This is a genomic window from Nocardia sp. NBC_01388, assembly GCF_045040085.1.
In the GTDB taxonomy this organism is placed as follows: domain Bacteria; phylum Actinomycetota; class Actinomycetes; order Mycobacteriales; family Mycobacteriaceae; genus Nocardia.
Window position 1 is genome coordinate 7794001 of sequence record NZ_CP109553.1, and the last position, 22026, is coordinate 7816026.

Here is a 22026-nt window from a genome sequence, read left to right on the forward strand (position 1 = left end):
TGAACCGGCCGTGCGCCGCAGCGCTCGGAGACGGCACGCTGATCAGGAACGAGGAACGACCATGGCTTTCGAACAATTGCGCAGTGCGGTCCGAGGCCGGGTGCTGGCGCCCGGCGACGCGGATTTCGAGCAGGCGGTCACCCCGTGGAATATCGCGATCGCGCAGCGGGCGGCGGTGGTGGTCGAGGCCGCCGACGCCGATGACGTGGCCGCGGTGGTGCGGTTCGCGCGGGCATCGGGACTGGCCGTCGCGACCCAGCCGACCGGGCACGGCGCGACCGGCGATATCGATACCGCGATCCTGCTGCGCACCGGGCGGCTCGATACCGTGCGGATCGATGCGGCGCAGCGGCTCGCCCGGGTCGGCGCGGGCGCGAACTGGGGGCAGGTGCAGGCGGCGGCCGCTGAGCACGGCCTGACCGGTCTGGCGGGCAGCAATCCGGTGGTGGGCGTGACGGGCTACACGCTGGGCGGCGGTCTGGGCTGGTTCGGCCGCAAATACGGCTGGGCTTCGGATGCGGTGCGCGCCTTCGAGATCGTGGATGCCGCGGGCGAGCCGGCCCGGGTCACGCTGAGCAGTGATCCGGAACTGTTCTGGGCGCTGTGCGGCGGTGGCGGTGATGTCGCGGTGGTGACCGCACTCGAATTCGAACTGTTCCCGGCGCCGCAGCTGTACGGCGGTCGCGCGGTGTGGCCGGGCGAGCGCCTGCCGGAGGTCTGGGACGCGTTCCGCGAGTTGACCTCTCAGGCTCCGGACGAGCTGACGGTGTGGTTCCACCGCTTCCAGTTCCCGAACGCACCGGAAATGGTGGCGCTCGATGTCGCCTACCTGGGTGCCGCCGAGCAGGGCCGTGAGCTGGTGGCGGTCATCGACCGGCTGGGTGGGGCCGCGTCCGATACCCGCGCCGCCATGTCCACGGGAAACCTCGGTGATATCTCCGCCGAGCCGACCACGCCCAGCCCCTCCGTCTCCCGGGCCGAGTTGCTCACGGACCTCGATGAGGCGACGCTCAAAGTGATTCTGGCCGAGCCGGTTGCGCCGCTGCTCAATATTCAGGTGCGGCATCTGGGCGGCGCGCTGAGCCGGCCGGGTTCGGGTGCGCGCGGGCCGGTAGCCGAACCGTATCTGCTGTACCTGCTGGGCCTCGGCATTCCGCAGTTGCGAGATGCGGTGTCCGCCAAGCAGGATGCGGTGGTCGAAGCGCTCGGGGCGCACGTGAGCGGCGCGAAGCCCTATACGTTCCTCGCCGCGGGGGAGTCCGCCACCTCGGCATTCGATGCGGTAACCGTCGATCGGCTGCGGGCGGTCAAGCGAGAGCGCGACCCGCACACGGTGATTCGCGCAAACTTTGGCGTGTGAAGTCAACAGTTTGTCGAGATGATTTGAACCTGTAGTCGATTCGGGATGTTTCCGTTACTCTCTCGACGAGGAAGCGTGACGTATCGCTCATTTCCGGCGGTGTGGCATGAAGTGGGGCGCCACGGCGTTCGGGAGCGGGAAGTATCACTGTGGGCAGCTGGCGGAACCTGCGCAATTCCCTGGGCAGGACATCTGATTCGGGCGGGCGCGGTGTTCGCGGCTGGGTGAGCGTCCGGGTCCGGCTGATGGGGATCGTGCTCATCTCCAGTGTCACGCTGCTGGCCATCGGCGGCGGCGCGGCCGTCTATCTGGTGAAATCCGCTCGGGAATCGAAGCAGTGGGCCGAATTGGCCAGCAGCACCACGGCTCCGGCGATTCTCATGGTGTCGGCGCTGGAGGAGGAGCGGCGGTTGTCCGCGCTGCTGCTGGCCGGTGACGATGACGCCGTGCAGGCACTGGTCGGCGCGCGTCAGCACTCCGATGCGGCGCTGGCGGCAATGGTCGCCAAGGGCGATGCGGCCCGCGCGCTCAATCCCGATGGCGCCGCCGCCGAAATCGCGGGCTTCCAGAAACTCTTCGAGATGGTGCCGGTCCTGCGCAATGGCGTCGATTCGCGGCAGATGCCGGCGGATCAGGTCTTCGGGTTCTTCACGCAGGTGATCGGCACCATTGTCGCCGCCTCCATGGTGGCGGCCCGGGTGGCGCCGGAGGCCAAGATCGGCATCGAGCTGGGCTACGCCGTCGAGCAATTGCGCGCGGCGGAGGCGCTCTCGCAGGCCGGCACCATCGGCGCGGTGGCCCTGACGACCGGTGAGATGCCCGCGGCCCAGCTGCTCGAATTCAGCAATCGGGTGGGTGAATTCCGCAGTGAGGTGGCCTATTCCGCGTCAGTACTGAAGGGTAGGCGGCTCGCGCAGCTGACCGCCATTACCGGTGATCCGGCGTGGCAGCAGGTCACCTCGATGCAGGATGCGCTGATCTTGCGCGGCCCGGTGACCGATGCCGACGCCGACAGCACTGCCGACAGTTCGGCGAAACCCCACGACCGGACGACGCCGAAGGCCGCCACCCCGCTGCCCCTCGGTGTGGCCGCATGGCAGACGGCGTCCGGGCAGATCAATGCGGCATTGCAGAAGCTGTGGGAGGACCAGAGCCGCGACGCGCACGTCATCGCACGCAAGCAGGGCGACGACGCCACACGCAATTCGCTGCTCGGCGGTGCGGCGGTATTGCTCATCGCGACTATCGCTTTCGTGGCGGCCCTGCTGCTTGCCAACCGATTCATCGCGCGGATGCGCCGATTGCGCCGCGACACCCTGCAATTGGCCGATGAGCGCATGCCCGAGCTGATTCGCAAACTGGGCGAGGGCGAGGACGTCGATATCAATGCCGAGGTGTCGCGGCTGGACTTCGGCACCGATGAGCTCGGCCATGTGGCGAATGCCTTCAACCGCGCCCATATCGCGGCGGTGTCGGCGGCGGTCGCCGAGGCGAAGACCCGGGCCGGCAGCAATGCGGTATTCCTCGATATCGCGCATCGCAGCCAGGTGGTGGTGCATCGGCAGCTGACCCTGCTGGACCGGGCCGAGCGCGAGGAGCAGAACGCCGATCAGCTCGAATTGCTGTTCCAGCTGGACCATCTCGCGACCCGGGCCCGCCGCAATGCCGAGAATCTGATCATTCTCGGTGGTGAGCAGCCCGGCCGCCGCTGGCGTAATCCGGTGCTGCTGCTCGATCTGGTCCGGGGCGCGGTGGCGGAAAGCCTGGACTACACCAGGATTCAGACCGGGCGGCTGCCCGAGGTGCGCATTGCCAGCCATGCCGTCGCCGATGTGATTCACCTGCTCGCCGAGCTCATGGACAATGCGACGGCCTGTTCCCCGCCGGAATCGCATGTTACGGTGTCGGCGGTGGTGGTCGGCCGGGGTCTGGCCGTCGAGGTCATCGATCAGGGTCTCGGTATGACGGAGGCCGAATACGCCGAACGCAATGCGGTGCTGGCGAATCCGCCCGACTTCAGCGTGGCGACGCTGTCCGGCAATACCCGGCTCGGACTGTTCGTGGTTGCGAAACTTGCTGGGCGGCACAGTATTACGGTGCGTTTGGCCGAGTCCGTGTACAGCGGCGTGCGGGCGGTGGTGCTGATTCCGTCCGTGCTCATGGAGGTCGCGGGTCCGCGCGCCGAGATACCCGGCGGCGGTCCGAACGTGCTGGAGGTGGCGCCCGCGTGGTCGAATGCCGTGCGCTCGGACCACTTCCCGGCATTGCGGGCGCCGGTGCCCAGCAGCCCGATCACCGATCCGAGCCTGGCGACGATTTCCACACTCGTGGGTATTCCCGCCCCGGTCGCACTGCCGCCGGTACCGCTGCTCCCGCAGGAGCTGGGCGACCGGCCGCATCTGCCGCGCCGGAACCGTCCGGGCGGCCCGCAGGAGGATGCACTGCCGCCGGTGTCCGCACCCCCGGTTTCCGCGCCGCCGCGCCAGCGCACTCCCGACGAAGCGCGCAATCTCATGAGCGCCATTGCGAAGGGCACCCGGCAGGGCCGCCAGGTGCGCCCGGAATCCGAGAAGGGACCACAATGACCACCTCCCAGCGAATCGACCTCGGCTGGCTGCTCGATGAATTGGTGAGCGGACTGCCCGACGCGCAGGCGGCGGTGCTGCTGTCCACCGACGGACTGCTGCTCGGTTTCTCGAAGGGCCAGGAGCGTGCCGATGCCGAGCGTTTCGGCGCCATGGCCTCGGCGCTGCACAGTCTCGCGCGCAGCGCCGGTCAGCACTTCCGGGCCGGTGGGGTCTGCCAGACCGTGGTGGAACTGGATCAGGCGGTGCTGTTCATCACCGCGGCCGGGGAGAATGCCTGCCTGGCGCTGCTGGCCGCGGAGACGGCCGATATGGGCCTGGTGGCCTACGGGATGAATCAGACGGTCCAGCGGGTCGGCACGCACCTGTCGGTGGACCCGCGTAATCATGCGGGCAGTCCGCAACGGCCATGAACGAGCCGCGAGAGCACTGGTACGAGGAGGATGCCGGACCGCTGGTCCGCCTCTACGCCGTGACCCGCGGCCGCGGCCGGGTCGAACGACCGGAGCTGGATCTGACCACGCTGGTGGCCGATGCGTATCCGGGAATGGCGCTGCGGCGCACCGAACCCGAGTACACCGTCATCGTCCGGCTGTGCCGCACACCGCTTTCGGTGGCCGAGGTGGCGGCACATCTGCGGCTGCCGGTGACCATGGCCAAGGTGCTGCTCGGTGATCTGATCGACGACGGGCGGCTGGTGTACCGGTCACCGCCGGTGCCCACGGGCAACAGCTCCGATATGGGACTGCTGCACGCGGTACTGGCGGGCATCAGATCGCTCTGATCGCTATATCAACTGTGCCGCCAGTCGTGTGGCGTTCATATAGGCGATGGCCTCGATGGACACCATCGGATTGACACCGGGCGCGGTCGGGAAGCTGGAGCCGTCGGCGACAACGATATTCGCGATATCCCAGGTGACACCGTCGGGATTGGTGGCCGAGAGCTCCGGGGAGCCGCCCATGCGGGCCGAGCCCATAATGTGCAGTGCGCCCATCGCGCACTGCCCCGGACCGTAACCGGCGCGCTTGCAGGCGGCGTCGAATTCGGCGTGCGAGCCGCGCACACCCGGCTCGTAGGACACCCCGGCCTGATGTCCGGAGAAGATGCGGCGTGCGCCCGCGGCTTCGAGAATCGATGCGGCGCCGGTGATTCCGGTGTGCAGGTGGGCGGCGTCGTAGTCCGAGAGCCGGTATTTCACGATGGGTTCGCCGTCGCCGTCCACCGATACGGTGCCCGAATCGCGGTCCCGGGTGATGATGCCGATGGCATCCGAGCGTGCGAAGTCCAGCATGGTATTTCGATGATCGGCCGCGCCGCGCCAGTTCATGAAACCGGTGCCCAGGCCCGGATGGATCGGCCCGGTCTCGTAGATGACGCCGTAGCCCTTACCGTCCAGATCGGCGTGGTGCCGGCTGATGCGGGTCTGCAGCCCGCCCTCCCACGGCCGGATCTCCTCGTCGAAGACGCCGAAGACCGCCGCGGCCGGATGCAGGCGCAGATGGCGGCCGATGTTCTTGTTGCGCAACCCGGAACGCTTCAGCAGCGCGGGCGTCTGGATGGCGCCGGCCGCCACCACCACCGCACGGGCCCGCACGGTGATCTCGGCGCCGCCCGCGGTGTGTGCCGAAACCGTCTCGGCGCGACCGTTTTTCACATCGATCCGGCGCGCATCGGCATCGATCACCAGGCGGGCGCCCGCGGCGGCGGCATCGGCGAGCCAGGTCTTGGTGACGGACTGCTTGGCGCCCAGTCGGCAGCCGTAACCGCAACGGCCGCATTCGATTCCGGCATCACAGGCGTCGGTGACATTGCGGGGCAGGGTATCGATTTCCCAGCCGAGCGCCTGTGCGCCGCGCTCCAGCACGCCGTCCCGCGCCGACAGCGGCGAGTGGTTGCTGTTGACTCCCAGCCGCTGCTGCACCACCGCCAGCGCATCGCCGAATTCGTCCTCGGCGAACTGTTTCGCGCCCAGCTCCGCCCATTCCTGGCGGACGCTGTCGGGGGTGGGCAGCGAGGTGCTCCAGTTGACGACCGTGCCGCCGCCCAGGCAGCTGCCCGCGACCAGGGTGATCTGGCCTTCGGCCGAGCCCGCGGGGCCGGGTGCGTAGAGACCGGTCAGGGCATCGAGCTCACCGCCGCCGAAATCCCGGTCGTCGTAATAGTTTCCGCGCTCCAGCACGATCACGTCGAGCCCGGCCGCGGCGAGCACCGCCGCCGCCGCACCGCCGCCCGCGCCGGAACCGATGACAACGACATCGCAAGTGAGCGTGGTGGTTTCGGTGAAGCGCAGGGGAGCGAGGGCGGGCTGCGGTGCGGTCTGCAGGGGGCCGGCCGGGGCCGGGTAGCCGATTTCCTTCCACAGCGGGTTGGTGCCGGTCGGGCCCGGGGTGACGTTGTAGGCGAGCAGTGACGCACCCTTGAGTGCCTGGAAGACGGCGCGGACCGGTGCCAGCCGGGAGTCGCCGAGGCGCAGCAGTGCCGCCTCCCGCTGCTCCTGGGTCAGGGTCGAGAAGCGCCGCAGGCCATGGCCGGTGAGCAGTCCCGTCAGCCGTGAGTCCCACAGTCCGAGCAGGGTGGCGAGCTGCTTCTGCTCCGCCTCGCGGGGATTGCGGCCCAGGATCCGGAAGATGGTGTCGACCGCCCCGAGCTCCGTCGCCGCGGGGAGTGTCAGCCCGTCTCCGGGCAGGAACGTATCGCAGATCAGGCCCAGCGCGGCCCGCTGTCCGGCTGTTGGTTCCATGACGAATCCACCCTTCGTAATTCTCGGTGATTTCTACCACAGCACCGGAATGTGCGCTTACTTTTGAGCGCTGCCAGCTGGTCAAAGTCTCTGGTTCGCAGGTGAATTGGCAGTTACATCGTGCGGAGCTTGCGGGCCTCGCGCGCAGGTGTGACCACGCCCACATTACTGCCGATGTCACACCTCGGCAGGCTGCGCCGTCGACCTGTTGTAGCCACACAACGAACCAGAAAAGAGCAGACCATGACCCGCTTCGCCCTGTACGAGAACGAGATCGCCGCCAAGTTCAACAAGCGCCTGGTGACCGCCGCCCGGGTCATCGACGAATCCCCGCTGGACAAAGCCACCCAGGAGCTGGTGAAGATCCGCGCGTCCCAGATCAACGGGTGCGGGATGTGCCTGGATATGCACACCAAGGATGCCGTTCACGCCGGTGAGACCCCGGTGCGTCTGGCCCTGATCGCCGCCTGGCAGGAATCCAATGTCTTCAACGAGGCCGAGCGCGCCGCCCTGGCGCTGACCGAGGAGGGCACCCGGCTGGCCGACAACAGCCGCGGCATCAGCGCGGACACCTGGGCGCAGGTCCGCAAGTCCTACGACGACGACCAGATCGGCGCGCTCATCTCCCTCATCGCGACTATCAATGCCTGGAACCGTCTCAATGTGATCGCGGGGATGGCCGGCGGCGACTACGTCCCCGGCCAGTGGTGAACGGCTGAACCGAAGCACCCCTAGCGCGAATCAAGGCCCGGCAGTGGATCATTCGATCCTATGCCGGGCTTCGTTCGTGTTCTGCGCGTTGTGGCTCAGCGCGTTCCGAGCTGACCCGGAGTGACGGCCTCGATCAGCGGCCACGCGTGCTCGAAGGGGATGTCGATCACGTGATAGCGCTTCTTGCCCGCGGCCGTCGCGGCGGTGATGGTCGCCAGCCCGGCCCGGCGCTGGAACCAGGATTGCTTGACCGTCCAGCCGATGATGCCCGGGCCCTCCAGGCAATCACGGTCGCGATCCAGGGAGCCACTGCGAGTGATCAGCCAGGTGGGATTGCCGTGTGCGGCGGGAATCACCGCATGGCCGAGGCCGCGGTAGCGATCCCAGGCCAGCGCGGCGGCCAGGACGGCGGCCACGGCCAGCAGCATCCACGGCCAGGACGGAATGTCCACGCCCGCAAGCGATGCCGCGATCAGGGCGAGGGCGATCAGCGCGAGGGGACTGAAGGCACGGGTGATGCGCCGCCGCTGTGCGGCCGGTCCGTGCGGGAGCAGCGCGGCGGTCACCGGCGGTGGCGCGGTGGGGCTGGGGGCACCGATATCGGCGCCCGAGTCGAGCAGATGCGCGACGGTGCGATCGATCGCGGTGCGCGGCGCCTGCGGCAGAATCTTCTGGCGAGATTTGGTGCCGGTCATAATGGTTTCGAGTTCGGCGGCCCCGGCCAGGCGCAGCAGCAGGGGCTCGTTGACGGTGACACCGCGCAGCCGGGCCAGATCGAGGGTGATCTGGCGGGTGGTGAACAGGCCGTGCCGAATGTGCAGGGTGCTGCCGTCGTCGATGACGCGCAGCCCGTAGTAGGTGGCGAGGTAGCGGGCGCAGGCGGTGAGACTGACGAACAGCACCAGGAAGACCAGGAGCGCGGCGATCGCCAGCGCAATGGCTTGTGCGCCACCGTCTTCCAATCCCTGTACGGCGTCGGAATTGACGATGACCTTCGCGAAGCCGTACTGGAACGCCAGGCCGAGAATCGGGGCGATGATCGCGAATCCGGTCAGGGACAGCGGGGCGTACCGCACCCAGTCCGGCTGCCAGTGCGCGATTTCCACCGGCGGCCTGGCCTCGGGGGCGGGGGTCGCCGATTTCCCGAGCACGACGGTGTGGCGCTCACCTGATTCCGTAACCTGCTGTCCGGCAGCGGGTTCCGATCCGATCTGAGTGTGCTCGAGCAGTGTGGTGCGCAGCGCGGGCACCAGCCGGGCGTCGAGGGAGTCGAGCCGGAACCGGTCCTTGCGCTCGGCCTGCTGGCCGGTGCCGATGGACAGCACCGCCAGTCCCAGCACCCGGTGCAGCAGATCGGCCTCCACATCGACCGATCGGACCCGAGTGCGCGGCACCGAAAGTCGTTTGCGCTGAAACAATCCCGTGCGCAGTTCCAGATTGTCCGGGGTGATGCGGTAGGTGGTGGTGAACCAGCGGGTGAGCGCGAAGGTGATGATGACCCCGACCACGGCGAGGCTCCACACCGGACTGTCGCTGCGCGCACCGGCGATCAAGGTCGCCAGCAGCACCGGGATATAGCGGATGAGCTCGGTGATGGGATGTACCAGCAGCATGCGCCGATCCAGCCGCTGCCAGGACTCGGCCTCCGGAGCGCCGGGTGCGGCCGCCGAGCTCGGAAGTGCCGGGGACGTGTGGGACGGCTGCGCATCGGGCGGGGACGCATAGGTCGGTTGCGCATCGGACGGACGCGCGTAGGGAGATGGCGCATAAGGCGGTGCGGGATCGGGGCCGGGCGGATGGCTCATGTGGCGTCTCCGCGGTGCCGGGCCGCGATCTCGGTGAGCTGGGTGACCGTGCGCCGGGCATCCTCGGTTTCCAGGGCGCTGATGTGCACGGCCCCGGCGGAGGAAGCGGTGGTCACGGTAACGGTGGCCAGTCCGAGCAACCGCTCCAGCGGCCCACGGTAGGTGTCCACCGTCTGCACGCGGGTGATCGGCGCGACCCGGCTCTCCTGCGTGAACCACCCGGTCCGCGTGTAGACGGCCTCATCGGTGATCTCCCACCGATGCACCGCATACCGCCACAGCGGCACCGCCACAATGCTGAATGCGGCCGCCACCACCGCGATTCCGAGGATCCACACCTGCGTGGTGCGCCGCGGCGGATCGACGATCATCCAGATGATCAGCGCGATGAACGGGACGATCCACGACAGCGTGGCACTGAGCGCCCACAGCAGTTTGGCCCGCGGACTCGGGTGCCAGGCCGGGTCCGCCATGATGCCGCCCGGGGCGGTGCGAAGCTCGCCGGAGGCGGTGCGGGTGTCGCCTGAGGCGGGACGATCGGACATACCCGCCATGCTTTCACGATTCCGCCCCCCAGCGCGGCAGTTGCCACACCCACACCCCCCATCGACACCGCCCACCCCGCCCCGCTTCCCCACACCCCGAATACGCCCTGTCCGACCAGCAGCAGCGCTGTGTCGTCCCCGTCGGGATCGCGCAGCCTGTTCCGGTTCCGTACAGCGCGAATTCACGCTGTCCGACTGAGGGTGGTGCTGTGCCGTCCGTTGTCGGGACGGCACAGCCTGGATCTGGTTCACACAGTCGAATATGTGCTGTGCGGCGTGGCGGGGTGCTGTGTGGTCGAGGGGCGGCCAGGGCTAGCGGGGGGTGATGCGGAAGAGGCCGCTCAGGGTGCCTTGGTATTGCACGCGGCCGGGGGCGATGGTGCCGACCATTTGGAGGGTGTCCTGAACTGTGGTGGCGCCCAGGGATTGTGCGCTGTCGACAGTGCCGGTGGCAGCGTCGATGACGGTGAATTTGTAGGTGTCGGCTACGCCGCCGGCGCTGCCGCTGGGGAGCAGGCCGGCGCTGCCGGAGCCGAGTGCGCCGTAGCGGGCGATCGTATAGATCTTGCCGTCGGCTACCGAGAGGCGGGGGACCGCGGCCGAGGGAACGGTATCGGTCCACACCACCGAGCAGCCGGAGCCGGTGACGTCGATGCGGGTCATGCCGCCGGTGAAGGATGCGCTGGCCGGTTGGCTCGGTCCGGCGTTCGCGGGCAGTTGCGGGTACGGGTAGCCGTAGGTGCTGGCGACGAAGAGACTGTTGCCCGAGCCGATGGGGGAGTTCTCGGTGCCGTCGATGGCCGGTACCGAGCAGACGCTGTGTCCGGTGGCGGTGTCGAATACCAGCAGGTTTTCCTTGGGCGCCGCGTTATCGGTGATGGCGACGTATTCGGTGCCGCTGCCGGGTCCGAAGAAGGTGGGGGTGGCGCCGGTGCCCCAGCTCAGCTGACCGGGTTTGCGCGCGGGGCCGCGATCGTAGGGCTGCCGCCACAGGATCTGCGGATTGCCCGAGGAATCGGTGTTCAGCTGGTAGAGCGCGTGATCGGTGGCGATGGAGACGCCCTGCGGCGCCGAGGAGATGGAGTTGGCCACCGTTTCGCCGGGCGCGAGTTCGATGGCGCGGGCCGCGCCGGTGGCCGGATCCACGTAACCGGCGGCGCCATTGTCGGTGGCGAACCAGACGCGGCCGTCGTAGTCGGGCGTCACCGCGGCGACCTCATCGCAGGATCCGCCGCCGCAGTGCGCGGTAACCGCCTGCGACACAGGCGTTTTCGACGCGATGGACAGCGTCCAGGACCCGTCGCCGCCGCGCTGGTGCCCGATGCGCAGCAGATTGCCGCTGCCGTCGACGGTGACCATGCGGTTCTGCTCGTCCAGGTAGGCATACACGCCGCCGAGCAGGCTGCCCTTGGTGAGATCCAGTGTGGCGAGCGTATTTCCACTGTTCGGGTCGAGCAGCAGCACCTCGGGCGAGCGGTCGGTGATCTTGGTGCACAGCGCCTGCGGGAAACCGTCCGCGCCCTGCAGGATGGTCGGGCAGGCTGCGGCCTCCTCATGGAAGTCGGCATTGATACCGCCGGTGCCGGGTCCGGGCAGTGGGGTCGAGTCGGAGGATTCGGCATCACCGTGCATGGTCGCGGTGCCGACCGGGCCCAGATACGGGTCGGCGGGTGGTAGCGGTCCGAAGGTGGCCGAGGCCGGACTCGTGGCGACGGTCAGCAGGAGCGTCGCACCGGCCGCGGCGACGACGGTGGCGCGGCTGAGTCTTTCGAACACGGATTCCCGCTTTCTGTAAACGTCCAGTGCGAATATTCGAATCGAATGATGCGAGTAATCGTGGCGGATGACCTTAGAAGAGCCGCGACGACCCCGCAAGGATTTGCCCCAACAAACATCCACTTCAAGGTCGTGGCCCGCCCGGGTCTGGACTGACGGAGCGGGGGAGCGAAGTGGAGGAGCGGAGGAGGGAAGACCGGGGTAACAGGGCCACGACCCTGCCGCAGCGAAGCGGAGGCAATAAATCCCGAACAAACATCCACTTCAAGGTCGTGGCCCGCCCGGGTCTGGACTGACGGAGCGGGGGAGCGAAGTGGAGGAGCGGAGGAGGGAAGACCGGGGTAACAGGGCCACGACCCTGCCGCAGCGAAGCGGAGGCAATAAATCCCGAACAAACATCCACTTCAAGGTCGTGGCCCGCCCGGGTCTGGACTGACGGAGCGGGGGAGCGAAGCGGAGGAGCGGAGGAGGGAAGACCCGGGTAACAGGGCCACGACCCCGCCGCAGCGAAGCGAAGGCAGAAGACACGGAATAGCCTGCCGTGGCGCCCGGTTGCCAACCCTTATGGCACCCGAGTCGGATCAGCCGGATGGATGGCGCATGATCGAGAGCGTGACGGATCTACCGAACCCGAGTACCCCACCGGCTCCGCCCAGCCCCTCGGGGATGCGCCGGGCGTTGCGGCGGGCGCGCGACGGCGCGACGCTCAACCTCGACGAGGTGGTGGTGCTGCTGCAGGCGCGTGGCGCCGACCTGGAAGATCTGAGCAGATCCGCGGCCCGGGTGCGCGATGCGGGACTGCGCGAGACCGGCTATGCGGGTGAGACGCTGCCGATCACCTACTCGCGCAAGGTATTCATCCCGCTCACTCATCTGTGCCGGGACAAGTGTCACTACTGCACGTTCGTCACCGTGCCCGGCAAGCTGCGCGCCGCGGGCAAGGGTATGTATCTGGAGCCCGACGAGGTTCTCGAAATCGCCCGCAAGGGCGCCGAACTCGGTTGTAAGGAAGCGCTTTTCACCCTCGGTGACCGCCCCGAGGAGCGCTGGCCGGAGGCCCGGCAGTGGCTCGACGAGCGCGGTTACGACTCCACCCTCGACTATGTGCGCGCCATGTCCATCCGGGTACTCGAGGAAACCGGCCTACTGCCGCACCTGAATCCGGGCGTGATGAGCTGGGCCGAACTGTCGCGGCTCAAGCCGGTGGCCCCGTCCATGGGCATGATGCTGGAGACCACCTCCACCCGCCTGTTCACCGAGCCGGGCCAGGCGCACTACGGCAGCCCGGACAAGGATCCGGCGGTGCGGTTGCGCACGCTGACCGATGCGGGCCGGCTCTCGGTGCCGTTCACCACCGGCATTCTGGTGGGCATCGGCGAGAACCTCACCGAGCGCGCCGAGTCGATTATGGCGATTCGCAAGTCGCACAAGGCTTTCGGGCATGTGCAGGAGGTGATCGTGCAGAACTTCCTGGCCAAGCGTGACACCGCCATGCGCGATACCCCGGATGCGGGTCTCGAGGAGTTCTGCGCCACCATCGCCGTGGCCCGGCTGCTGCTCGGCCCGAAGATGCGGATTCAGGCCCCGCCCAATCTGGTATCGCTCGCCGAATGCCGCGCGCTCATCGATGCCGGCATCGACGACTGGGGCGGCGTCTCGCCGCTCACCCCCGATCATGTGAATCCGGAACGGCCCTGGCCGAACCTGGAGACCCTCGAGCAGGTCACCGCCGATGCGGGTTTTGTGCTCACCCAGCGCCTCACGGTGCACCCGAAGTATGTACAGGCGGGCCACCCGTGGATCGATCCGCGCGTCTCCGGGCATGTGGCGGCGCTGGCCGATCCGGCGACGGGCCTGGCCCGGGATGTGAATCCGGTCGGGCTACCGTGGCAGGAGCCGGACCACGATTGGGAATCGGTCGGCCGGGTCGATCTCAATACCGCCATCGACTCCGAGGGCCGCAATACCGAATCGCGCAGCGATTCCGCGCTGGCCGGTGACGGTCTGGGCGCGTTCGGCGACTGGGAGACCATTCGCGAGCAGGTCAAGGAGCTCGCGGTCGCCGCGCCCGAACGCTTCGACTCCGACGTACTGGCCGCGCTGCACGCCGCGGAGAAGGATCCGGCCGGGCTCACCGACGATCAGTACCTGGCTCTGGCCACCGCCGACGGCCCGGCCCTGGAAGCCATTACCGCGCTGGCCGATCAGCTGCGCCGCGATACCGTCGGCGACGATGTCACCTACATCGTGAACCGGAATATCAACTTCACGAATATCTGCTACACCGGCTGCCGGTTCTGCGCGTTCGCGCAGCGCAAGGGTGATGCGGACGCCTTCACGCTGAGCGCTTCGGAGGTCGCCGACCGCGCCTGGGAGGCGCATGTCGAGGGTGCGACCGAGATCTGCATGCAGGGCGGCATCGATCCGGAGCTGCCCGTCACCGGCTATGCGGATCTGGTGCGCGCGATCAAGGCGCGGGTCCCCGGCATGCATGTGCACGCCTTCAGCCCCATGGAGGTCGTCAATGGGGCTTCACGCGGTGGGCAGAGCATTCACGACTGGCTCGCGGCCCTGAAAGAGGCTGGGCTGGACACCATTCCGGGCACCGCCGCCGAGATTCTGGACGATGAGGTGCGCTGGGTGCTCACCAAGGGCAAGCTGCCCACCTCGGCCTGGATCGAGGTCATCACCACCGCGCACAAACTGGGCATCCGCTCCAGCTCGACCATGATGTACGGCCACGTGGACAATCCGAAGCACTGGGTCGGGCATTTGCGCGTGCTGCGCGGAATCCAGGACGAGACAGGTGGTTTCACCGAATTCGTGCTGCTCCCGTTCGTGCATCAGAGCGCGCCGTTGTACCTGGCGGGAGCCTCGCGCCCGGGCCCGACCGTGCGCGACAACCGGGCCGCGCACGCGCTCTCGCGCATCATGCTGCACGGCCGCATCGACAATATTCAGACCAGCTGGGTCAAGCTCGGCATCAAGGGAACCCAGTTGATGCTGAACGGCGGCGCCAACGATGTGGGCGGAACGCTCATGGAGGAGACCATCTCCCGCATGGCCGGCTCCGAGCACGGCTCCGCGAAATCGGTCGAGGAACTCACCGAGATCGCCACCGGCATAGGCCGCCCCGTCCGCCAGCGCACCACCACCTACGGTGTCCCGCCGCACCGTTCACCAGCATCCCTGACAGTCGCCTGACCACTCAGGCCGTGTACTCCAGGGTCCGTCGCACTCGGGCCACGTACTGCAAGGTCGTGGCCCGCCCTGTTCTGGACTGAGTGGAGCGGGGGAGCGGACCGAGATCGCCACCGGCATAGGCCGCCCCGTCCGCCGGGGCACCACCACCTACGGTGTCCCGCCGCACCGTTCACCAGCATCCCTGACAGTCGCCTGACCACTCAGGCCGTGTACTCCAGGGTCCGTCGCACTCGGGCCACGTACTGCAAGGTCGTGGCCCGCCCGGTTCTGGACTGAGTGGAGCGGGGGAGCGAAGCGGAGGAGCGGAGGGAGGGAAGAACCGGGTAACAGGGCCACGACCCCGCCCGGAGCGAAGCGGAGGGCAAATTAAACACAGCCAATACTTAGGTCAGGCTGACCGGTAGTAGCCTTAACCCGCCGGGATACTGTTCCGGCGGGGCGGACTATCCCGCATGTGAGGACAGACTAGGAGAACGGCAGTGCCGTACATCATCGCTGAACCGTGCGTTGACGTGAAGGATAAGGCGTGCATCGAGGAGTGCCCCGTAGATTGCATCTACGAGGGCGGCCGCATGCTCTACATCCAACCGGACGAGTGCGTGGACTGTGGTGCATGTGAACCGGTGTGCCCGGTAGAGGCCATCTTCTACGAGGACGACACTCCGGATCAATGGAGCGGTTACATCAGCGCCAATGTCGAGTGGTTCGACGATCTGGGTTCGCCGGGTGGCGCGACCAAGGTCGGCAAGGTGGACTTCGACGTGCCGTTCATCGCGGCGCTACCCCCGATGGCCGCGGAGTAGGTCTTGGTCGCGCGTGGCCGGGTGAGTGCGCTACTACCCGATTTCCCTTGGGACACCATCACTTCCGTGAAGGCGAAGGCAGCTTCGCATCCGGGCGGCCTGGTGGATCTTTCCGTGGGCACACCGGTCGATCCGGTGGACCCGCTGATCCAGCAGGCCCTGGCCGCGGTGGCCGCGGTGCCCGGTTATCCGACCACGCACGGCACCCCCGAATTGCGCGAAGCTGTTGTCGCAGCACTGAAGCGGCGGTTCGGGATCACCGGCGTGACGCCGGAGGCGGTGCTTCCGGTGATCGGCACCAAGGAGCTGATCGCCGGACTGCCGCGCACGCTGGGGCTGGGCTCCGGCGATCTGGTCGTGATTCCCGAGGTGGCCTATCCGACCTACGAGGTGGGCGGGCTGCTGGCGGGCACGCGAATCCTGCGGGCGGACAGTGTGACTCAAGTCGGCCCGGAGCGCCCGGCGCTGATCTTCCTGAACTCGCCGTCCAATCCGACCGGCAAGGTGCTCGGCGTCGAACATCTGCGCAAGGTGGTCGAATTCGCGCGCGAGCGGGGCGCGGTCCTGGCCTCCGACGAGTGCTATCTGGGCCTGGCCTGGGAGGGCCGCGCGGTCTCGATCCTCGATCCCGAGGTGTGCGACGGCGACCACACCGGACTGCTCGCCATCCACTCGCTGTCCAAGACCTCCAATCTGGCCAGCTACCGCGCCGGTTTCGTGACCGGTGATCCGGCGCTGGTCGCGGAACTGCTGGAGGTGCGCAAGCACTCCGGCATGATGCTGCCCTTCCCGATCCAGTCCGCCATGACCGCGGCCCTCGGCGACGATACGCACGAGGCGCAGCAGCGCGAGCGCTACCGTGCCCGCCGCGAGCTGCTGCGAAAGGCCTTGCTGGAGTCCGGGTTCCGGATCGACGATTCGGAGGCCGGACTGTACCTCTGGTCGACCCGGGACGAGCCCTGCCGCACCACGCTGGACTGGCTGGCCGAACGCGGCATTCTGGCCGCGCCCGGCGAGTTCTACGGCCCCCGTGGCGCACAGCATGTGCGGATCGCGCTGACCGCCACCGACGAACGCATCGCCGCGGCGGTTGAACGCCTGAACAGCTGATTTACTCTTGCCCACCGGGTCGTGCTAACGTCTACCGCGTTGCAAGGCCCGGTGGTTTTGCTTCGACATCAAGCATGGCCCTGTAGCGCAGTTGGTTAGCGCGCCGCCCTGTCACGGCGGAGGTCGCGGGTTCGAGTCCCGTCAGGGTCGCAGCTGTTCCGCCTGTTCCGCCTCTCCGGAACTTTTGCGCACGGCCTGGGAGCCGTTTCTCGTTGGGCACGCGTGCCTGCGGTTGAGAGCCGAAACCATTTTGGACGTACCCGGTGAGTTACCCGGGCCTCGCGAAATCAGTTGTCGCCTTTTAGAACCCCGTTTTCGGTTCGCTATTGTGTTGCGCGACACGCTTTGTCGACTCGCCGATCGAAGTGTTCAGTTTTGCGCAAAAGTGACACACGGGCACTTCACAGTTCGTATAACAGGTTCCCACCTAGGTCTCGATGAGGAGCCGATCCATGCGCGGATTTGTCTATGAAAACGCTGGTAGCAGCCAGTTCGGCAGTAATGTCAGCCGTCGGGGTTTTCTAGCTGCAACAGGTGTCATTTTGGGCGCCGCGGTACTCGCCACGAAGGCCCCGGCGCAGGCGCTGCCGACCAAGCAGCTGGCCGATGGGGACAAAGTTCCGGTGCTGGTCATCGGTTCGGGCTATGGCGGAGCGGTTGCTGCACTGCGGCTGGCCCAGGCGGGGGTCGATGTCGCGATTGTGGAGAAGGGCATGTCGTGGTCGCAGGCCGGCTCCGACGGAAAAGTCTTCTGCAACATGCTCAATCCGGACGGCCGGTCGTTCTGGCTGCGCACCGAGACCGATCAGCCGGTCAATCACTTCATGGGCGCGCCCTACAACAAGTCCATCAGCAGCTACACCGGTGTGCTGGATTCCGAGCAGTTCAGCGGGATTCGGGTCTACCAGGGTCGCGGCGTCGGCGGCGGCTCACTGGTCAACGGCGGCATGGCGGTGACGCCGAAGCAGGAGAACTTCGCGAGCATCCTGCCGTCGGTGGACGCGGGCGAGATGTACGGCACCTACTACCCGCGCGCCAATACCGCGCTCGGGGTCAATCAGATCGACCAGACCTGGTTCGAGACCGCGGACTGCTATCAGTTCGCGCGGGTGGGCCGCAAACAGGCGCAGCGGTCCGGGTTTTCGTACACCTTCGTGCCGAACGTCTACGACTTCAACTATATGAAGCAGGAGCAGGCGAACACCGTCACCCGGTCGGCGCTCAATGCCGAGGTCATCTACGGCAATAACTTCGGCAAGAAGTCGCTGGACAAGACCTACCTCGCCGCCGCCGTCGCCACCGGCAAGGTCGGCATCACGCCGCAGCACATGGTCACCGCGGTCGCGCCGACCACCGGCGGCTACCAGGTGACCATGAAGCAGATCGATACCAGCGGCAATACCGTGGCCACCAAAAACATTGTGGCGCAGCGGGTCTTCTTCGCGGCGGGCAGTGTCGGCACCAGCAAGCTGCTGGTCACCCAGAAGGCCACGGGCAAGCTGCCCAATCTGCCGGATTCGGTCGGCACCGGCTGGGGCAACAACGGCAATGTCATGGTGGCGCGGCAGAACCAGGCCTGGGACGCGACCGGCGCGCTGCAATCGTGTATTCCCTGTCTGGGCATCGACAACTGGGCCGATGCCGGCGGTCCGGCGTTCGCCGAGGTATCGCCGTTCCCGGCCGGGATCGAGACCTTCGCCAGCCTCTATCTGGCGATCACCAAGAACCCGAATCGCGGCACGTTCAGCTACAACTCCGGCAGCGGCGGGGTGGACCTGAACTGGCAGACGGCCTGGAATCAGCCGGGCATCGATGCGGCCAAGCGCATTTTCGACAAGATCAACAGCAAGGAGGGGACGATCTACCGCACCGACCTGTTCGGCACGTACAAGACCTGGGGCGACGATTTCGCCTACCACCCGCTCGGCGGCTGCGTGATCAACCAGTCCACCGACAACTACGGGCGGCTCACCTCCTATCCGGGGCTGTACGTCATCGACGGATCGCTCATTCCGGGCATGACGACGGTGAATCCCTTTGTCACCATTACGGCGCTGGCAGAGCGCAATATCGAGAAAATCATCGCGACAGATCTGAAGTAACCGCAGAAGTTTCGGTGCGTCTGCACCCCAGCGGTCGTGTTGTTCGCGATAGCCTGGGATATGGACGCTGTCACGGTTGTCCCTGCCCCCGCAAACGAACCGGTGCACACCTATGCACCGGGTAGTCGAGAACGTGAACTGCTGACGGGCAGGCTCGCCGAAATCTCCGCAGGATCCGTCGACGTGCCGCTGGTGATCGGCGGCAAACATCAACCCGGTACCGGTGAACGTGCCGACATAGTCATGCCGCATCGGCATCACCATGTGCTCGGCACCTTCACCGACACCACACACGAGGAGGCGAGCGCGGCCGTCGAAGCCGCGAACGCCGCCGCCCCGGCCTGGCGGGCGCTGCCGTTCGACGAACGCGCGGCAGTCCTGCTCCGGGCGGCGGACCTACTGGCCGGGCCGTGGCGCGAGACCATTGCCGCCGCGACCATGCTCGGACAGTCGAAATCGGTGCAGCAGGCCGAAATCGACGCGCCCTGCGAGCTGGTCGACTTCTGGCGCTTCAATGTCGCCTTCGCCCGGCAGATTCTGGAGCAGCAGCCGCAATCGTCAGCGGGTGTCTGGAATCGGATGGACTACCGGCCCCTCGAGGGGTTCGTCTACGCCATCACGCCGTTCAATTTCACCGCCATCGCCGGAAACCTGCCCACCGCCCCGGCGCTCATGGGCAATACCGTGGTCTGGAAACCCTCACCGACACAGACGCTTTCGGCGTACTACACCATGCAGGTGCTGGAGGCGGCGGGCCTGCCGCCGGGCGTGATCAATCTGGTCACCGGTGACGGCAGGCGGGTTTCGGACGTGGCGCTGGAGGATCCGCGACTGGCGGGCATCCACTTCACCGGGTCGACCCCGACCTTCCAGTCCCTGTGGCAGAGCGTCGCGGCGAATATCAGCCGGTACCACGGTTATCCGCGTCTGGTGGGCGAGACCGGCGGCAAGGATTTCATTGTCGCGCACTCCTCCGCCGATCCGGATGCCCTGCGCACCGCCATGATTCGCGGCGCGTACGAGTATCAGGGGCAGAAGTGCTCGGCGGCTTCGCGCGCCTATATCGCCAAGTCGGTATGGCAGAAGATGGGGCACGACTTCCTGACCGAGGTGGATGAGCTCACCTACGGCGATGTCGCGGATCTGTCGAATTTCGGTGGGGCGGTGATCGATCGGCGTTCCTACGACAAGAATGTCGCGGCCATCGAGCGGGCCCGGGACCAGGGCGTCGGCATCCCGGCCGGTGGCGTCTACGACGACAGTGCGGGCTTCTTCGTGCGGCCCACGGTGCTGTTCAGCGATGATCCCGGTGACGAATCCTTCGCCACCGAGTACTTCGGGCCCATCCTGTCGGTATACGTCTACGACGACAGCAGTCCGGACGGGTATGCGGATGTGCTGGCCGTGGTGGACTCGACCTCGCCCTATGCCCTGACGGGAGCCATTTTCGCCCGCGATCGCCAGGCCGTCGAACAGGCCGCCGCCGCACTGCGATTCGCGGCCGGGAACTTCTATGTCAATGACAAGCCCACCGGCGCGGTGGTCGGCCAGCAGCCCTTCGGCGGTGCGCGCTCCTCCGGCACCGACGACAAGGCCGGGTCGTATCTCAACCTGCTGCGCTGGGTCGCCCCGCGCACGGTGAAGGAAGCCTTCGTCGCCCCCGCCGATTACCGCTACCCGCATATGGATACGCCGTGAAGCCGGCGGCCGCTTCGAGCAGGAGGTGCCGATGAACCCGTTACGGCCGTTGATTCTCGCCGCGGCGGGTTCGCCGCGCATGAAGCGGGCGGTGACCGCGACCCCGGTCACCGCCGCCGTGGTGCGGCGGTTCGTGGCGGGGGAGACCCGCACCGAACTCGGGCCGGTGGTGCGGGCACTGCTGGCCAGCGGGCGATCGGTCAGCGTCGACTTCCTCGGTGAGTACACCACCGAGCGGTCGATGGCGGATGCCGCTGTGGCGGAATATATTTCGCTCATCGACCAGCTGGCCGAACTGGATCGGGCGGTGCCGGTGACGGCCGGCGGTTCGACCACCTCGCCGCCCGGTCCCGCCGGAGCGCCCGCGTCCGCGCGGGCGGATGATGCGGTGCCGCGCGTGGAGGTATCGGTCAAACTCTCCGCGCTGGGGCAGTCGATCGCGGTCGACGGGCCCGCCATCGCCGCCGAGAATCTGCACAAGCTGTGTGCCAAGGCCGTCGAATCGCGGGTTTGGGTGACGGTGGACGCGGAGGATCACACCACCACCGGCGATACGCTGCACGCGGTGCGGCAGGCGCGCGCCGAATTTCCCTGGCTGGCAGTGGCAATGCAGACCTATCTGCGCACCGCCGAGGACGATTGCCGGGACGCGGTGACCTCGGGCACGAGGGTTCGGCTGTGCAAGGGGGCCTATCAGGAACCGGAGACGGTCGCCTATCAGCGCCGGGCCGAGGTGGACTCGTCCTATCTGCGCTGTCTGGACGTGCTCCTGCGGGGCGGCTGGTATCCCATGGTCGCCTCGCACGATCCGGCCATGATCGAGGCCGCGCTCGCGCTCTCTGCCGAACATCGGCGCAGCCCCGGTGATTTCGAATTCCAGATGCTCTACGGGATTCGTGATGCCGAACAGCGCCGGCTGGTCGAGGACGGGCATGCGCTGCGCGTCTACATTCCCTACGGCACCCAGTGGTACGGCTATCTGATGCGGCGGCTGGCGGAGCGTCCCGCCAATATCGGATTCTTCCTCCGGGCTCTCACCGAGCGCGGTTAGGATCGGCGAATTCGCAGGAAGAGGTGGTGTGAAATGGGGGCCTGCCACATGCCCCCATTGTCGATGGCACCGGATCTTTCGGCTCGTGAGCGGATTTCGGCGCGGATACCTTCAGCGCCATGGACAGCGTTCCGCGTACCGCGCGTGGTAATCGCCGGCGGCGGTCCGGCAGCCCGCTCTACGGCCAACTGCTCACCGCCACGGTCGAATCCGCGGCAGACGTCATTGCCATCCGGTTCAACCCGATCGGCGAACCCGGTGATCAGCGCGAAATAACACCGCTCGCGGTGCTCGAACTGGTGGCCGCCGGTATGGCGGGCGCGTCGATAGTATTGCCCGACAACGCTATCGACCTCGATACCGCGCTCGCCGAGGAGTGGGTCACGCACCTGCTGGCCGAACCCGCGTGGCTCGCCGACCTGGATCCCGGTGCGCTACCGGACCCGCGGGCCGTCGTCGCCGATGCCGGAACCGTACCGGAGCAGTGGAGATCGATTCCGCTGGTCGCGCTGCCCGGCCTGGCGAGGTGACGG

General features: G+C 67.3%; 16 protein-coding genes and 1 tRNA gene. 13 read left to right on the plus strand and 4 right to left on the minus strand.

Annotation, left to right across the window (positions count from 1 at the left end):
• The first annotated feature begins 61 nt into the window (after nucleotides 1-61).
• The 4 genes from OG716_RS36895 to OG716_RS36910 all read left to right on the plus strand — a co-directional run bounded on the left by OG716_RS36895 (nucleotide 62) and on the right by OG716_RS36910 (nucleotide 4729).
• Entirely contained in the window at nucleotides 62-1360 is a 1299-nt protein-coding gene (locus OG716_RS36895; protein WP_405134884.1) for an FAD-binding oxidoreductase, read from the plus strand.
• Between the two features lie 149 nt (nucleotides 1361-1509).
• Nucleotides 1510-3945: a nitrate- and nitrite sensing domain-containing protein gene (locus OG716_RS36900; RefSeq protein WP_405134885.1), complete on the plus strand. Its 2436-nt coding sequence runs from the start codon at nucleotides 1510-1512 to the stop codon at nucleotides 3943-3945.
• The gene (locus OG716_RS36905) at nucleotides 3942-4358 is read left to right on the plus strand and encodes a roadblock/LC7 domain-containing protein (protein ID WP_405134886.1); all 417 of its coding nucleotides are present in this window, start codon (nucleotides 3942-3944) and stop codon (nucleotides 4356-4358) included. The genes OG716_RS36900 and OG716_RS36905 overlap by 4 nt, the downstream gene beginning before the upstream one ends.
• Complete coding sequence (locus OG716_RS36910) at nucleotides 4355-4729, plus strand: DUF742 domain-containing protein (protein WP_405134887.1); 375 nt, start codon at nucleotides 4355-4357, stop codon at nucleotides 4727-4729. The genes OG716_RS36905 and OG716_RS36910 overlap by 4 nt, the downstream gene beginning before the upstream one ends.
• A 3-nt stretch (nucleotides 4730-4732) precedes the next feature.
• On the opposite strand, the gene OG716_RS36915 is transcribed toward OG716_RS36910, so the two are convergent.
• Nucleotides 4733-6688 carry a GMC family oxidoreductase gene (locus OG716_RS36915; RefSeq protein ID WP_405134888.1) on the minus strand — a complete coding sequence of 652 codons (1956 nt, stop codon included), beginning with the start codon at nucleotides 6686-6688 and terminating at the stop codon, nucleotides 4733-4735.
• Nucleotides 6689-6931: 243 nt separating this feature from the next.
• Between OG716_RS36915 and OG716_RS36920 the strand changes: the two genes are divergently transcribed.
• Nucleotides 6932-7399, plus strand: a complete 468-nt coding sequence (locus OG716_RS36920; RefSeq protein WP_405134889.1) for a carboxymuconolactone decarboxylase family protein — start codon at nucleotides 6932-6934, stop codon at nucleotides 7397-7399.
• Between the two features lie 95 nt (nucleotides 7400-7494).
• Here OG716_RS36920 and OG716_RS36925 read toward each other — a convergent pair whose 3' ends face one another.
• From OG716_RS36925 to OG716_RS36935, 3 genes are all read right to left on the minus strand, one after another.
• Entirely contained in the window at nucleotides 7495-9204 is a 1710-nt protein-coding gene (locus OG716_RS36925; protein ID WP_405134890.1) for a PH domain-containing protein, read from the minus strand.
• Nucleotides 9201-9749: a PH domain-containing protein gene (locus OG716_RS36930; protein ID WP_405134891.1), complete on the minus strand. Its 549-nt coding sequence runs from the start codon at nucleotides 9747-9749 to the stop codon at nucleotides 9201-9203. Before OG716_RS36930 ends, OG716_RS36925 begins: the two co-directional genes overlap by 4 nt.
• Nucleotides 9750-10061: 312 nt before the next feature.
• Nucleotides 10062-11525 (minus strand): hypothetical protein, encoded by a 1464-nt coding sequence (locus OG716_RS36935; protein ID WP_405134892.1) that lies wholly within the window; start codon nucleotides 11523-11525, stop codon nucleotides 10062-10064.
• Nucleotides 11526-12125: 600 nt separating this feature from the next.
• Between OG716_RS36935 and OG716_RS36940 the strand changes: the two genes are divergently transcribed.
• From OG716_RS36940 to OG716_RS36975, 8 genes are all read left to right on the plus strand, one after another.
• Nucleotides 12126-14729, plus strand: a complete 2604-nt coding sequence (locus tag OG716_RS36940) for a bifunctional FO biosynthesis protein CofGH (protein ID WP_405134893.1) — start codon at nucleotides 12126-12128, stop codon at nucleotides 14727-14729.
• 479 nt (nucleotides 14730-15208) lie between these two features.
• Nucleotides 15209-15532, plus strand: a complete 324-nt coding sequence (fdxA, locus tag OG716_RS36945) for a ferredoxin (RefSeq protein ID WP_327141967.1) — start codon at nucleotides 15209-15211, stop codon at nucleotides 15530-15532.
• Between the two features lie 21 nt (nucleotides 15533-15553).
• Nucleotides 15554-16642 (plus strand): succinyldiaminopimelate transaminase, encoded by a 1089-nt coding sequence (gene dapC, locus OG716_RS36950; RefSeq protein ID WP_405140181.1) that lies wholly within the window; start codon nucleotides 15554-15556, stop codon nucleotides 16640-16642.
• A gap of 76 nt (nucleotides 16643-16718) precedes the next feature.
• Nucleotides 16719-16792 (plus strand) — tRNA-Asp (locus OG716_RS36955).
• A 302-nt stretch (nucleotides 16793-17094) separates the two neighbouring features.
• On the plus strand, nucleotides 17095-18744 hold the full coding sequence (locus OG716_RS36960) for a GMC oxidoreductase (protein WP_355119199.1): 1650 nt from the start codon (nucleotides 17095-17097) through the stop codon (nucleotides 18742-18744).
• Nucleotides 18745-18804: 60 nt separating this feature from the next.
• The gene (gene pruA, locus OG716_RS36965; protein ID WP_405140183.1) at nucleotides 18805-20442 is read left to right on the plus strand and encodes an L-glutamate gamma-semialdehyde dehydrogenase; all 1638 of its coding nucleotides are present in this window, start codon (nucleotides 18805-18807) and stop codon (nucleotides 20440-20442) included.
• Between the two features lie 31 nt (nucleotides 20443-20473).
• Entirely contained in the window at nucleotides 20474-21493 is a 1020-nt protein-coding gene (locus tag OG716_RS36970) for a proline dehydrogenase family protein (RefSeq protein WP_405134894.1), read from the plus strand.
• 119 nt (nucleotides 21494-21612) lie between these two features.
• On the plus strand, nucleotides 21613-22023 hold the full coding sequence (locus OG716_RS36975) for a hypothetical protein (protein WP_405134895.1): 411 nt from the start codon (nucleotides 21613-21615) through the stop codon (nucleotides 22021-22023).
• Nucleotides 22024-22026: the final 3 nt, after the last annotated feature.

Excerpts from the sequence above, each read along its gene's own strand:
- OG716_RS36915 (WP_405134888.1), bottom strand. The coding sequence starts at position 6,688 with ATGGAACCAACAGCCGGACAGCGGGCCGCGCTGGGCCTGATCTGCGAT.
- OG716_RS36940 (WP_405134893.1), top strand. The coding sequence starts at position 12,126 with ATGATCGAGAGCGTGACGGATCTACCGAACCCGAGTACCCCACCGGCT.
- OG716_RS36975 (WP_405134895.1), top strand. The coding sequence starts at position 21,613 with ATGGACAGCGTTCCGCGTACCGCGCGTGGTAATCGCCGGCGGCGGTCC.
- OG716_RS36910 (WP_405134887.1), top strand. The coding sequence starts at position 4,355 with ATGAACGAGCCGCGAGAGCACTGGTACGAGGAGGATGCCGGACCGCTG.
- OG716_RS36960 (WP_355119199.1), top strand. The coding sequence starts at position 17,095 with ATGCGCGGATTTGTCTATGAAAACGCTGGTAGCAGCCAGTTCGGCAGT.
- OG716_RS36930 (WP_405134891.1), bottom strand. The coding sequence starts at position 9,749 with ATGTCCGATCGTCCCGCCTCAGGCGACACCCGCACCGCCTCCGGCGAG.
- OG716_RS36895 (WP_405134884.1), top strand. The coding sequence starts at position 62 with ATGGCTTTCGAACAATTGCGCAGTGCGGTCCGAGGCCGGGTGCTGGCG.
- pruA (WP_405140183.1), top strand. The coding sequence starts at position 18,805 with ATGGACGCTGTCACGGTTGTCCCTGCCCCCGCAAACGAACCGGTGCAC.
- OG716_RS36970 (WP_405134894.1), top strand. The coding sequence starts at position 20,474 with ATGAACCCGTTACGGCCGTTGATTCTCGCCGCGGCGGGTTCGCCGCGC.
- OG716_RS36925 (WP_405134890.1), bottom strand. The coding sequence starts at position 9,204 with ATGAGCCATCCGCCCGGCCCCGATCCCGCACCGCCTTATGCGCCATCT.
- OG716_RS36905 (WP_405134886.1), top strand. The coding sequence starts at position 3,942 with ATGACCACCTCCCAGCGAATCGACCTCGGCTGGCTGCTCGATGAATTG.
- OG716_RS36920 (WP_405134889.1), top strand. The coding sequence starts at position 6,932 with ATGACCCGCTTCGCCCTGTACGAGAACGAGATCGCCGCCAAGTTCAAC.